General features: G+C 70.9%; 12 protein-coding genes. 8 read left to right on the plus strand and 4 right to left on the minus strand.

Features of this window, described 5'->3' with window-relative positions; translation table 11 throughout:
- Nucleotides 1-8 precede the first annotated feature (8 nt).
- The 3 genes from AB0E77_RS22245 to AB0E77_RS22255 all read left to right on the plus strand — a co-directional run bounded on the left by AB0E77_RS22245 (nucleotide 9) and on the right by AB0E77_RS22255 (nucleotide 4486).
- A complete protein-coding gene (locus AB0E77_RS22245) occupies nucleotides 9-1580 on the plus strand; it encodes a VWA domain-containing protein (RefSeq protein ID WP_361573406.1) in 1572 nt (523 codons plus the stop codon).
- A gap of 1010 nt (nucleotides 1581-2590) precedes the next feature.
- Nucleotides 2591-3529, plus strand: coding sequence for a zinc-binding dehydrogenase (locus AB0E77_RS22250; RefSeq protein WP_361573259.1), 939 nt, complete (start codon nucleotides 2591-2593; stop codon nucleotides 3527-3529).
- A 153-nt stretch (nucleotides 3530-3682) separates the two neighbouring features.
- Nucleotides 3683-4486, plus strand: a complete 804-nt coding sequence (locus tag AB0E77_RS22255; RefSeq protein WP_361573261.1) for an SDR family oxidoreductase — start codon at nucleotides 3683-3685, stop codon at nucleotides 4484-4486.
- A 457-nt stretch (nucleotides 4487-4943) separates the two neighbouring features.
- Here the strand turns inward: AB0E77_RS22255 and AB0E77_RS22260 are convergent, their stop codons facing one another.
- Entirely contained in the window at nucleotides 4944-5432 is a 489-nt protein-coding gene (locus tag AB0E77_RS22260; protein ID WP_361573263.1) for a hypothetical protein, read from the minus strand.
- Nucleotides 5433-5630: 198 nt separating this feature from the next.
- Here AB0E77_RS22260 and AB0E77_RS22265 point away from each other — a divergent pair, with 198 nt between their 5' ends.
- Nucleotides 5631-5846, plus strand: a complete 216-nt coding sequence (locus tag AB0E77_RS22265; RefSeq protein WP_361573265.1) for a hypothetical protein — start codon at nucleotides 5631-5633, stop codon at nucleotides 5844-5846.
- A 302-nt stretch (nucleotides 5847-6148) separates the two neighbouring features.
- On the opposite strand, the gene AB0E77_RS22270 is transcribed toward AB0E77_RS22265, so the two are convergent.
- Entirely contained in the window at nucleotides 6149-7120 is a 972-nt protein-coding gene (locus AB0E77_RS22270) for an IS701 family transposase (protein WP_361573267.1), read from the minus strand.
- A 75-nt stretch (nucleotides 7121-7195) separates the two neighbouring features.
- Nucleotides 7196-8085 (minus strand): IS5 family transposase gene (locus tag AB0E77_RS22275; RefSeq protein WP_361573269.1). Its coding sequence is split into 2 segments (ribosomal slippage): nucleotides 7196-7737 and nucleotides 7737-8085, totalling 891 coding nucleotides; the frame shifts between segments, so codons are not numbered across the junction.
- 37 nt (nucleotides 8086-8122) lie between these two features.
- Here AB0E77_RS22275 and AB0E77_RS22280 point away from each other — a divergent pair.
- Complete coding sequence (locus tag AB0E77_RS22280; RefSeq protein WP_030400823.1) at nucleotides 8123-8752, plus strand: class I SAM-dependent methyltransferase; 630 nt, start codon at nucleotides 8123-8125, stop codon at nucleotides 8750-8752.
- A gap of 222 nt (nucleotides 8753-8974) precedes the next feature.
- Nucleotides 8975-9619 (plus strand): dihydrofolate reductase family protein, encoded by a 645-nt coding sequence (locus AB0E77_RS22285; protein ID WP_361573271.1) that lies wholly within the window; start codon nucleotides 8975-8977, stop codon nucleotides 9617-9619.
- 365 nt (nucleotides 9620-9984) lie between these two features.
- Here the strand turns inward: AB0E77_RS22285 and AB0E77_RS22290 are convergent, their stop codons facing one another.
- Nucleotides 9985-10566: a helix-turn-helix domain-containing protein gene (locus tag AB0E77_RS22290; RefSeq protein WP_361573273.1), complete on the minus strand. Its 582-nt coding sequence runs from the start codon at nucleotides 10564-10566 to the stop codon at nucleotides 9985-9987.
- Between the two features lie 105 nt (nucleotides 10567-10671).
- On the opposite strand from AB0E77_RS22290, the gene AB0E77_RS22295 reads away from it, so the two are divergent.
- The gene (locus AB0E77_RS22295; RefSeq protein WP_361573275.1) at nucleotides 10672-11553 is read left to right on the plus strand and encodes an SDR family oxidoreductase; all 882 of its coding nucleotides are present in this window, start codon (nucleotides 10672-10674) and stop codon (nucleotides 11551-11553) included.
- Nucleotides 11554-12026: 473 nt separating this feature from the next.
- On the plus strand, nucleotides 12027-12320 hold the full coding sequence (locus AB0E77_RS22300) for a hypothetical protein (protein ID WP_361573277.1): 294 nt from the start codon (nucleotides 12027-12029) through the stop codon (nucleotides 12318-12320).
- The last annotated feature ends 204 nt before the right edge of the window (nucleotides 12321-12524 follow it).

Below are 12524 nucleotides of genomic sequence, written 5' to 3' on the forward strand. Positions count from 1 at the left end.
TGACGGACCTGGCCGGGGTGTGGCTGGCTCGGTCGGCCGCCGCCTCCGTACGGCACACGGGGGCCGTGTCCGCCGACCGTTTCGACCGCATCACCTGGCGCGACACCTACGAACAGTCGGCGGCGTTGCGTGAGTTGGCCGGAGAACTGGGCGAGCGCCACCCGCACACCGCCGACCTCCTCACCGACGCGTTCCTGGCCGCGTACAAGGCCGCTCCGCGCCTGCGCGAGCCGCGCGAGATGACACCCTCCCGGCTGGTCAACCACCGCATCATCACCGGGCTCCTGGAGTCGCCGGACTTCGCCGAGCTGCACCGGGAGACGGTCGGCGATCCGTACGCCGCCGCCATGGCTGTGCTCGCCCAGGGCACCGCACTGCGCCGGATGCTGGAGGACTCCCGGCCCGCCCGGGACCGGGACGAGCGGGCGGAGCGGGCCCGGCGGGAGGCCGGGGACGCGGCGGACGCCGTGGCCGAGGCGCTCCGGCAGGCCGCCGAGGAGGCCGACGAGGACGGCACCGTGCCGGGACCGGCGGCCGACGCCGTACGACGCGCGGTCCAGTACGCGAAGGCCGCCGCGGAACGGGCCGCTTCCGACGCCGCCCGGTCGCTCGCGGTGACCGTGCCCGGCGTCCGTGCCGCCGCGCGCAGTGCGGTGGCGAAGTCGGCGGCGGCCGCACGGGAGGAGGCCGCGCTGATGCGGGCCTGGGGCGTCGGTTCCGGCGAGCTGGAGCGGATGCCCTTCGACGAGCGCGCCCGGCTGGCCGAGCGGCTGCGCACCGGACGGCTCGCCGAGTGGGCCGAACTGATCGGCCGCTTCCGGCAGATGGCCGACGGCGAACGGGCCCGCAAGGTGGAGAACGCCACCGGCGAGCTGGTCGGGGTCACGCTCGGCGACGACCTCTCCCGGGTCATCCCGTCCGAACTCGCGAATCTCGGACTGCCCGGACTGCGCGCGGTGTTCGCCGCGCGCTACGCCGCCGGGGAGCTGATGCTCTACGACAGTCAGGGCGAGCAGGCCACCGGCCGGGGCGCCGTCATCGCGTGCGTGGACACCTCGCACTCCATGTACGAGACGGGGCCCGGCGGCATCACCCGGGAGGCATGGGCGAAGGCGTGCGCGCTGGCCCTGCTGGACCAGGCCCGCCACGCGGGTCGTGACTTCGTCGGCATCGTGTTCTCCGCCGCCGACCGGCTCCGGGTCTTCCGCTTCCCGGCCGGCCGGCCCGCGGACCTCGCCCACACCCTCGACTTCGCGGAGACCTTCCTCGGCGGCGGCACCAGCTACCAGCGGCCCTTGTCGGCGGCGGGCGAACTGCTCGAGGAGGAGTTCAACGACGCCGCCCGCACCCGGGGCGACATCGTGATGCTCACCGACGACGACTGCGGCGTCACCGAGGCGTGGATGCGGCACTGGAACGAGGCCAAGCGCCGGCTGGGCTTCCGGGTCTTCGGCGTGAGCATCGGCGCCCCGCGCGTCGCGGCGGCGGGCTCGGTCCTCGCGGCGCTGTGCGACAACCTCCGTTGCGTCGAGGACTTCACCGACGTCCACGCCGCCGCTGATCTGTTCCGCGTGATCTGACCCGGCCGCCCGACACCGTGCGCGCCGGGTGGTCAGGGCTTGCCGGCCACCGCCCCGTACCTCGCGACGTCCTCGTCGGCTCCGCAACGGGACCCCCGGCGTGCGGGTCCGGCACGGCTTCCTCCCTGTCGTCGATGATCCAACGGTGGTGCCACCTGATCCGGAGGCATCGACGGACGCTGATGCGGGCCAGAACACCGGATTCGCCCGAGCCGGAAGAGCTCCCGATCATTTCGATGTCTTCCTCGGCCCGGACGTCGGCGAGTGCCAGCACCACGCCACCGCCATCACTCCGGGCCGGCAGAAGGGCGTTCGGCAAGCGGGTGCCCAGCACCGAGCCCCACCTCCGTGAGCTGTTCGCGAAGCAGCAGGCAGGACACGAACGGCCCGCGAGGCGGCGCCCTACGCATGGCCGCGGCGTCGGACCTGTCGATGCGCGCTTCGCGCCGTCGTAGCCGTCACGGCGCAGCTGGACGATGTCAGCGACGACGGTGCACGGCGGCGGGTCCCCCACGGCCCGTATTCCTCGCCCTCGCACCGGCGGGAACTCCAGAAGGTGCGTGTGATGAATGATCGCGGACCCTCACCTCTCGGCCCGGACTCCCCCAACGCGACGCCTCGATCTACGGGGACGCGGAAGCCGCACCGCAGGTCGTGGCCCGGCTTCGAGCCGCCCTCGGCCTCGAGGACAGCGGTCCGGAGCTGGCCGTCGGGCCGCCGCGTGTGGAAGGCGAGCACAACGACTGCGCCACCGGCCGGCACACCCACCCTTCCGATGTCCTTCAAGGGCCGACCGTGCTGGAGTGCCAGGCGCGGGCAGGAACGCCGGCCGAGATGGTGCGTCACCACTGTGTTCGAAGCACTGTGGCGTAGCGGCTTTCTCCGCTGGGCGCAACCTCGGCGACCCGGCGGCGGAATGCGGGCAGCACTGCCCTGGTTGATGGGGCTGTCGGAGTGGCCGACGCGGGAGGAGCATGGTGCGCGCTGTGGTCGTCAGGACCCCTGGACCGGTGGATTCCCTGCAACTCGCGGAGGTGCCGGAGCCCTCACCGGGACCGGGCGAGCTGGCGATCGACGTCTCGTACGCAGGCGTCGGCTTCGTCGACACCCTGTTCCGCTCGGGTGCCTTCGAGGTACCGACGCCGTTCACGCCGGGGATCGAGGTCACCGGGCACGTGCGCGCGGTCGGACCCGGTGTGGTCGGCTTCCGTCCCGGGCAGCCGGTGGCCGCGTTGCTCAACGACTTCGGCCGGGGCATGCGGGCGGGTGGCTACGCCGAGGTCGCTGTTGCCCACGCGACGATGGTGAGCCGCCTGCCCGGCGACGCCGACCTGGCACGCGTCGCCGCCGTCCTGGTCAACGGCGTCACCGCGTGGCTCGCTCTGCACGACCTGGCCCGGCTCGGCGTGCACGACAACGTCCTCGTGCTCGGCGCCAGTGGCGGTCTGGGCGGCATCGCCGGCCGCATCGCCGCCGGCCACCCGGCACGATCCGTGACCGGTGTCTTCGGCCGCACCTCCACCGGGCCGTCCGCCACCGGCCCCTGGACGCACACCGTCGGCAGCGACGACCTCGGCAGCATCGCGCATGGAGAGGTGGACGTTGTCATCGACCCCGTCGGTGGTGAGCTGAGCCGGCACGCCTACGAACTGCTCGCCCCGTTCGGCAGGTTGGTCGTGCTCGGCAACGCCAGCGGCCATGAGCACCCGGTGTCGGCCGACTCGGCGTGGCTGGGCAGCAGGCAAGTACTCGGCCTCAGCCTGGGCGGAGTGGCGCACCTGGTGCCCGATCGTGTCGCCGCGGCGCTGTCGGCGGTGATCGGCCTGACGCACCGTGACATCTTGCGGGAGCCCGCCCCGGCCGTGCTGCCGCTGGACCAGGCCGCCGACGTCCATCGTGCTCTGGAACGACGACAGGCACCCGCCAAGACCGTGCTCGCCGTGCGCTGACCGGGGCTCTGCCGGTGGGAGCCTGGTCCCGGCCCCCAGCGGCAGGCCGTACGAGACACAGGCTGTCAGCGGCGAAGCCGTCCGTCCTCCGCCGCCGGTGGCCACAGCGGAAGCGTTTGACGCTGCAGCGCCGGTCATGGAAGATCCAGGACCGTGACGAGGAGTCCCGATCAAGACCGAACCACTGCCGGCCGGAAGCCTGCCGCCACCCGCCCGATCGCACTGGTCACCGGTGTCGGCCGCACCGTGGGTATCGGAGCCGGCATCGCCCGCCGCCTGGCCGTCTCGGGCTGGGACATCGCCTTCACCTACTGGACCCCCTACGACGAACGGATGGCCTGGGGCAAGGAGCCGGGCGCGACCGAAACGATCAGCCGAGGCCTTGCCGAACACGGTGCCTCCACCACGTCGATCGAGGCGGACCTCGCCGACGCGGACACCCCGGCACGCGTCTTCGACGCGGTCGAGCAGGGCTTGGGCAGCGTCACCGCGCTGGTGATGTGCCACTGCGAGTCGGTCGACTCCGGACTGCTCGACACGACTGTCGAGAGTTTCGACCGCCACTTCGCCGTCAACGCGCGCGCCCCCTGGCTGCTCATCCGCGAGTTCGGGCGCCGCTTCGCCGCAGAACCGGGAACCGGCCGAATCATCAGCCTCACCAGCGATCACACCGTCGGCAACCTGCCCTACGGAGCGAGCAAGGGAGCGCTGGACCGCATCACCCTGGCCGCCGCCCGCGAATTCGCCCACCTCGGCGTGACCGCCAACGTCATCAACCCCGGACCGATCGACACCGGCTGGATGTCCGAGGAGATCCGCCAGCACTGCATCCGCCACACCCCGCTCGGCCGTCTCGGCACTCCGCAGGACACCGCCCACCTCGTGGACTTCCTGTGCTCCAGAGAAGGCCAGTGGGTCAACGGCCAGCTGCTGACGAGCAACGGTGGCATCGCCTAGTCCCGCCCGCGAACTCCAGGGCCAGCGCCAGGGCACCCGGGCGGCCGGGCCGCTGTGGCGCAGCAGGCGTCCACGGGTGACGCCCAGGTACAGCAGTGCGGCGCGGGTTGCGGCGCCGTCCAGAGTGTGCTGGTCGAAGGTGCGGCGGATGCGGGCAGGACGCGGAGGACGACCGGGCGGGGAACAACGCCGCGGGCCCGGTCCGCGGCCAGGCATCCGGCCCCCCTTTCGAGCAGGCGCTGCGCCGTGGCGGGGATGACGGCGGCGGGCAGGCCGGCGGTGTGGATGCCGTACTCGTCGCAGGGCTTGCGCCGGGAGCGGGGCGGGCCAGTCGGTGCCGACGTGCGGGGCGAGCCGGTCGACGGCCCGACCGTCACCGTCGCGGCCACCGCCTCCGCCCAGGTCGACGGGCCCGAGACGGCGTCCTCGCCGTCGCCCTCGACACGGGACCGACTAACTAGTAGCCCGGCATGATGGGGTTGAGGCCCAGGTACTGCGAGTCCGCGAGATCCTTCGCCGTCTTCCCATCACGCTTCTCGAACCAGGCGGCAAGGTTCGCGTCTGCCGACCCAATTGCCGGGCTATTTGCGTTCTCCCGGGCCTCCTTCTCCGCTTTCTCGCGCCCCGGATCGTTTTCCGGCCTCGCCGCGGGCCCATCGCCACTGTCTACGATGTCGTTCAGGGACGCGTACTTCCCCAGGTCCGCCTCCTTCTCCGCGTCGGCACCCAGGGCGGGGGCCACGCCGCCCAGGCCGCCCGGCGCGGTGAAGGCCGACGGGGAACTTGAGAGCAGGGTGGCGTCTACCCTGCCCATCCTCCCGAAGCTGTCCACCAGCGCGGCGGCTGACGGTGAGGCAGGAGCATCGTCGTCGGCGAACGCCGGCGCGCCAATACTGACAGCGGCGATGGCGCCGCACAGCGCAGCCGTAGCCTTCAGCTTCTTCATCAGGGTCAGCCTTTCGTCAGGGGCGCTCGCCCGTGATCAATCCACCCTGGCTGAACGACCGGCCCAGAGAGAGGACGCGCAGAGAGGTCGCGGTCCGAAAAACGTACGGAACGGTCGTTGCCCCGTACCGCGTCCACTGGGCGCGCGAATCGAACACACGATCTAATCGGAGAGGAGGAGTGTCGAGAGGAGGCAGCGATGACCGTGGACATCACGGACCGGCAGCGCCAGATCCTGCGCGCCGTCGAGGAGCACGTCGCCGAGACGGGCGACTACCCGGGCATGGCGCAGCTCGCCCGGCGAGCCGGCCTCGCGAGCGCCTCCAGCGTCCACTACCAGCTGGGGTGCCTCGAACAACTCGGAGTGATCAGCAGGGAGCGCCGCACCTTCGGCGCGCCGATCAGAGTGCTGTGACCCGCCCGGCCACTATCACCTCGCCCTGGACCGCCACGGGGTACGGATCCTCGACGGCTGGTGGGACGACCCCGACACCGCCGACCGGAAGTTCGACGGGCTCCAGGCGCAGCACGAGGAGCAGCGGGCATCTTCCTCTGGACCGGCTCGCTGATCCGAACGAAACCGCCTAGTAGTGCTTCGTTGGGTTCTGGCTGGTCTGCGGCGGCTTCGCGGGTTGGATAGAGGTCGTCCGCAGGTGTCGCATGCACCGGTCCAGCACCTCAGCCGGTCCTGGAGGAGATCGAGGACCTGGTAGAGGGTCAGGCCGGTGTGTGGGCTTTTGGGTCGAGCCGCCTGAGGGTGAGGAAGGCCTGGGCGGCGGTGACGAGGGTGACGTGGTGGTGCCAGCCTCGCCAGGTTCCGCCCTCGAAGTGGTCCAGGCCCAGGCCGTGCTTGAGCTCGCGGTAGCCGTGCTCGATCCGCCAGCGCATCTTCGCCCACCGCACCAGGTCGGCGACCGGGGTGGTGGCGGGCAGGTTCGATATCCAGTAGCCCCTCGGAGCGTCCTGCCCGTCCGGCCATTCGACCAGGAGCGTCTGGGTGGGCAGGACACCGTCCCACTGGTTGCGGCCGCCGCCTGCTTCCTGGGCAGCGGCCAGGGACTGCTTGCCCGCAGGTAGGACGGTCAGGACCACGAACCGTGAGGCCATCGTGCCTTTGCTGCCCCGGTGCCAGGTCACCGCGGTGAACCGGCCGGCACCGGCCTCGGCTGCGAGGACCGAGACTGCTCGCGGCGGAGTGCGGTAACGGGCCAGCGTCGGCGGCCCGAGTCCGCCGTAAGCGGGCTGGTGCGGGAGAGCATTCTCCGGGTGAGCGACTTCCTTCCCGGTCAGGGCCAGGATGCAGGACAGTCCTCGCTCCTCGAGACCCAGGCGGAAGGGGGTACTGACGCCGTAGCCGGCATCGGCGACCACGACCGGCGTCTTCAGCTGCCACTCTCCGAGCGTGTCTAGCAGGCCGAGCGCCAGACGCCACTTCTCCTGGTGGCCCGTGCCGTCGGGAACTCCAACCCTGCGGCAGCGGTCCGGCTCATCCGTCCCCTCGCGCGGCAGATACAAATCCCAGTTCAGCGGGCAGGACGCGGTGTCGGTGGCGGCGTGGACGCTGACCGCGACCTGGCAGTTCGCACGCTTCCCGACCGCCCCGCAGTACTGCCGGGCCACCCCGGCCGACGCGGTGCCGCACTTGGGGAACGACACGTCGTCGACCACCCACGCCTCGGGCACGATCACTTCGGAACTCCGACAACTCACCTCGGAAAGATCACCCAACGTAACGAGCACTACTAGAGCCTGTCTGACAAATGATCACCTGGCCGCTTCGCGGAGCCAGAGGATCAGGGAGGCCAGGATGACTCCTGCGCGGTAGCGGTCCGCGAGCTTGTCAAACCTGGTGGCGATTGCACGGAACTGCTTGAGGCGGGCGAAGCATCGTTCGACCACGTTGCGGTCGCGGTAGATCTCTGTGTCGAAGGCGGGTGGCCGGCCACCGCGGCGTCCCCGGCGTCGGCGGTTGGCTACCTGGTCACGGCGCTCGGGGGTCGTGGCGGCGATGCCCCGATGCCGCAGCAGGTGACGGATGGCCCTGCTGGAATAGGGTTTGTCACCCAACACACGATCCGGTCTCGTGCGCGGCCGTCCTGTGCTCACCCGCGGGGTGCGGCTCCCGTCAAGGACATCAGCGAACGCGGTGGCATCGTGGGCGTTTCCGGGTGTGAGCACTATCGACAGCGGCAGACCCCGGCCGTCGACGGCGAGGTGGATCTTGGTGGATAGCCCGCCGCGGGACCGGCCGAGGGCCTGGCGCGCCTGCGAGTGGCCCGGATCATCCAGTTCGTCCCCGGCCGCGTCCCCCTTTTACGGGCGCCCGCGGCGTGCTGGTGGGCCCGGTTGACCGTGGAGTCAACGGCGACGGTCCACTCCACCTGGCCCACCGCGTCGTCACGGACCTGGACGTACTCCAGCAACTTCGCCCACGTGCCGTCGGCCTCCCAGCGGGCGAACCGCTCGTAGACGGTCTGCCACGGCCCGTACCGCTCCGGCAGGTCGCGCCAAGGAGCACCGGTCCGCAGTCGCCACAGGACGCCGTTGACCACCTTCCGGTGATCACGCCACGGACGGCCGCGCCCGTCCAACTGCGGCAACAGGGGCTCAATTCGCTCCCACGCCGCATCTGCCAATTCACCTCGACCTGCCACAAGATCAATTATCAGACCGCCATATAGAGTCCTGCCCGTGGCGAATCATCAGGACGAGACCAGGGCGGCCTACGACGGAGTCGTCGAGCTGTACGCATCGCTGTTCGCAAACCGGCTGGAGGAACAGCCATTCTCCCGGACCATGATCGGCACCTTCGCCGAACTGGTGCGCGCTACGGGCAACCCGCGGGCAGCCGACGTCGGGTGTGGACCCGGACATCTGACAGCCATGCTGCACGAACTGGGCCTGGACGCCTTCGGACTAGACCTCGCCCCCGGCATGATCGACCACGCCCGGCAGGCCCATCCGACGCTGCGCTTCCAGGAGGCGCGGATGGAATCCCTGCCGATCGAGGACGCCTCGCTCGGCGGCGTGCTGGCCCATTACTCGATGATCCACACCCCTCCGGGAGAACTGCCGGAGCTGCTCGCCGAGCAGGCACGCGTCCTGGCGCCGGATGGTCTGCTCCTGGTCTCCTTCTTCGGGACCGACGGACAGGAACCGGTCCAGTTCGACCACAAGGTGGCGCCTGCCTACAGCTGGCCGACGGATCGCCTCGCTGAACTACTGGCCGATGCCGGGCTCGTTCCCTTCGCCCGGCTGCTCCACGATCCGGCCTCCGAGCGGGGCTTCCTCGACGCTCATCTGTTGGCCCGCCGCGCGTAGGTCCTGCCCGGAAATACCTGCCGGACTGCCAGCGCAACTCGGGACTGCCAACTCGGCAGAGGTTCGCTGATCTAACGCGAATTGTCAGACAGGCTCTAGTTCCAGGACCTCGTTCTCCAAGAAATCTCGCGAGCCACTGTCGATCCGGCCACGTCCCGTTCGACGACCAGATGTGGGGCGCATCGCGATCGGAAGATGTGCCAGGACCTGACGAGGGAACGCGTGGAACAGCTGCTGCGAGTCATGAACTTCAACGTCTCGAGTGACGGAATCGGTGCCGGCGAGAACCAGAGCCTTGAGCGCCCGTTCGGCCACGACAGGCCCGAGAGGCTGTTCTCCTGGGCGGGCGCCACGGCCAGCTGGCCCATGCGCACCGATCCCGGGGGCAGCCGCGGTCTCGACGACTACTTCACGCGGGACTTCGCACGCAACATCGGCGCCGAGATCATGGGTCGGAACAAGTTCGGTCCCCAGCGCGGGCCCTGGCAGAACCACGAGTGGCGCGGCTGGTGGGGGCAGGAGCCCCCGTTCCGCACCCCGGTGTTCGTCATGACTCACCACAAGCGTCCTTCGTTCACTCTCTCCGACACCACGTTCCACTTCGTCGACGGCGACGCCGCTGCCGTCCTCGACCAGGCGCGGGCAGCGGCGCAGGGCAAGGACGTCCGGCTCGGCGGCGGGGTCACCACCATCCGGCAGTTCCTCGACGCCGACCTCGTCGACACCATGCACGTAGCCGTCTCGCCGGTGAAGCTCGGGCGCGGCCTCCGCCTCTGGGAGTCGCCCGGTGAGCTGCTCGACCGGTTCGATCTCGAGGTCGTGCCCAGCCCCAGCGGCGTAACGCATCACCTGTTCTGGCGCAAGTGACGCCGGATCTCGCCCGGAAATCCCAGTACGGCCGACGCGGGCGCTCCGGCGAATGAACGCATGACCGCGGGCGAGTTGCCGAGACGGACCACGGGACTCGCCCACACTCATCAACCAACCGCACGGGGAACGGGCCTGCTCGGCTGCTGTGCGCCTCAAGGCAGCAGGCAGCTGAACAGGTACGCGGGCGTCGCCGTCACCGGCGCGATCGTCACCCAGCAGGGGCTCCGCCGCCGCCCGCGCCTCGCCCATCTTCCGGGGTCGAAGTCATCCTCGGAAGCGGGGAGCGCCGGTGCGCCGCGCCCGTACGGAGTCTGTCGCCCCGAAGGCCAGGTGCGGGCCGAGCACCAGCTCGACTCCGACGGCTAGTCGAGGCCCTGTGCCGCCGCGAGGAGTTCCTCGAGCGCCGCCAGCGTCAGCGTCGCCAGTTCACCGGGGGCGTCGTCCCGTGCCGGGTCGGCCCAGCGGGTGAAGCCCAGCTTGAAGGCCAGGACTCCGAGTTCGGCGGCGACTTGGGCGGTGGCCTCGGGGACGTCGCGCTGCTTCAGGGCGCCCACCATCGCGGCGGCCATACCCATGCTCTTGAGCGCGTTGCGCTCCTGAAGCTCCTCGTTCGCCTCGATCGCCGCGTGCAGGAGCGGACTCAGCTCACGGTTGAACGAGGTCATCTCCCCCGACGCGCGCTCCAGACCCGCCGCGACGGCGGCGATCGGCGTCGCGTCCGCGGGGGCGTCGGCGATGCCTTCGACCAGGAGTCGGCTGAGGGTCTTCTGCCCAGCCGAGAGGATCTCCCTCTTGTCGGTGAAATGCCGGTGGAAGGTGCTGCGGGTGAGGCCCGCACGCTCGGCGATCTGGGCGACCGTCGTGTCGTCGTAGCCCTGCTCCGCGAACAGGCTCAGCGCCGCCACGACCAGGCGTTGCCGGGCGTCCGGCTTCCATCTCGGCATACGACCATCCTAAGCGATGCGACACATGTCGCATCATCGGGTGTAGCGTGGCGAGTGATGCGACATCTGTCGCATCACTTGATCCCTCGCACCTTGGAGTCCGCCATGCGCATCTTCATCACCGGCGGCACGGGCCTGATCGGCTCCGCCGTCGTCGCCGAACTGCTCTCCGCGGGACACACGGTCACCGCCCTGGCGCGTTCCGACGCCTCCGCCGAGAAGGCCCGGGCAGCCGGCGCCGACGTGGTCCGCGGTGGGCTCACCGACCTCGACGTGTTGCGCGACGAGGCGGAGAAGGCGGACGGCGTCGTCCACCTCGCCTTCAGCAACGACTTCAGCTCACCGGAAGCGCTCGCACAGGCCGTCTCCGAGGAGGGCGCCGCGCTCGGCGCGCTCGGTGACGCCCTCGTGGGTAGCGACAAGCCGCTCGTCACCGTCTCCGGTACGCCCCGTGCACAGGGACGCCCCGCCACCGAGGAGGACCCGCTGCCCACAGACGGGCCGGTCGGCGGGCGCAGCGTCTCGGTGGAGCGCGCCCTCGGCCTGGCCTCGCGCGGCGTGCGCACCTCGGCGATCCGGCTGCCGCGCACCGTGCACAACGAGGGAGACGGCGGGTTCGCCGGGCTCCTCACCCAGATCGCCCGCAGCACGGGCGTGGCCGGCTACCCGGGTGACGGCACCCAGCGCTGGCCCGCCGTGCACGCGCTCGACGCCGCCGTGCTGTTCCGGCTCGCCCTGGAGAAGGCCCCGGCCGGTACCGCCTGGCACGCCGTCGCCGACGAGGGCGACGCCGTACGGGACATCACCGCGGTCATCGGGCGGCGCCTCGGCATCCCCTCACAGTCGGTGCCGGAGGAGAGCTTCGGCGCGCTCGGGCCGATCTTCGCGGCCGACCAGCCGGCGAGCAGCGCACACACCCGCGCCGCCCTCGGCTGGCAGCCGACCCGTCCGAGCCTCCTGGAGGACCTGGAGAAGATCCAGCCCTGAGGCCCGGCCGGCTCAGCCAGTCCCGTGCGCCGTGGAACCGGCGGCGACCGCTCGCAGCCCCGTACGCCGTGCTCGACGACGGGCTCGGCCTGCGGGGCGAAGCGCGGGGAATGGTGCCGAGGATCAGGGGCGCGGCTGCGTCGGGGCCTCGCCCTCAACAGCTTGGGGTCGAAGATGCCCCGTATCCGGAACACGGAGGGGCAGTCGAGGGCCGTGCCCAAGATGCCGAAGTGCTCGCTGCCGGGGAGCGGCCGGCCATGTGCTGCACGCCGTCGTCGTAGACCCGGCGCAGGGCGGCGCGGTCGCGTTCGGAGCCACAGAGTGACCATCGCTCACGAGATGTGGCACGGAGTCTGAGATCCCACAACGGCGCCCGCCCTGTTCGACCGAGCCGCCAGCCCACCGGACACGCTCCCGCCGACAGGCGTGGCCCCAGGGCCGTCCGCGGGCTGAACTGTGGGATCTCGCCGCTCGTGGCACTGGCCGTGATCGTTGACCAGCGGTTCTTCCGCTGTGGTCTCGCCCGGGAGCTCGTCGTGGCCGAAACGGTAGGCCTCGTAGCCGCTGAGCCCGAGGTCGCGGTCGGCGGCGACCACGGCCGCGTATTTGGCGGTGTCGGGGGTGCGGCCCCGGTCGCGGGTTTACTGCTGGGTTCCGTCGACTTCCGGGACGATGCGCTGGCCGTGGGGAAGCAGCAGGAGGACATCCATTCGAAACCGCAGAAGGGCCTGAGGGCCGCGTTCCTGGACGGCACCCGGCAGCCGTGAGTGACGAGCAGCGCTCGGCAGGAGGCGGCTTTCGGGGCACGGTCCTGCGTAGCCCACCGACGGGAGGACGGTGGGCGGGCTCCCTCGGCGGCCCGTTACGGGACTTCCAGGCTGGGCGGCGAGTGGTCATGCCGACTCGGGGGCGGTGATGCGGGGCGTTGTCATACGGATGCGGACTGTCAGGTCCTGATAGACGATGCTCGT

This window comes from Streptomyces sp. NPDC032940, assembly GCF_040636935.1.
GTDB lineage: Bacteria > Actinomycetota > Actinomycetes > Streptomycetales > Streptomycetaceae > Streptomyces.

What these genes read in the sequence shown, in the direction of transcription:
- AB0E77_RS22260 (WP_361573263.1), bottom strand. Translation starts at nt 5,432, where the DNA reads ATGAAGAAGCTGAAGGCTACGGCTGCGCTGTGCGGCGCCATCGCCGCT.
- AB0E77_RS22290 (WP_361573273.1), bottom strand. Translation starts at nt 10,566, where the DNA reads ATGCCGAGATGGAAGCCGGACGCCCGGCAACGCCTGGTCGTGGCGGCG.
- AB0E77_RS22295 (WP_361573275.1), top strand. Translation starts at nt 10,672, where the DNA reads ATGCGCATCTTCATCACCGGCGGCACGGGCCTGATCGGCTCCGCCGTC.
- AB0E77_RS22265 (WP_361573265.1), top strand. Translation starts at nt 5,631, where the DNA reads ATGACCGTGGACATCACGGACCGGCAGCGCCAGATCCTGCGCGCCGTC.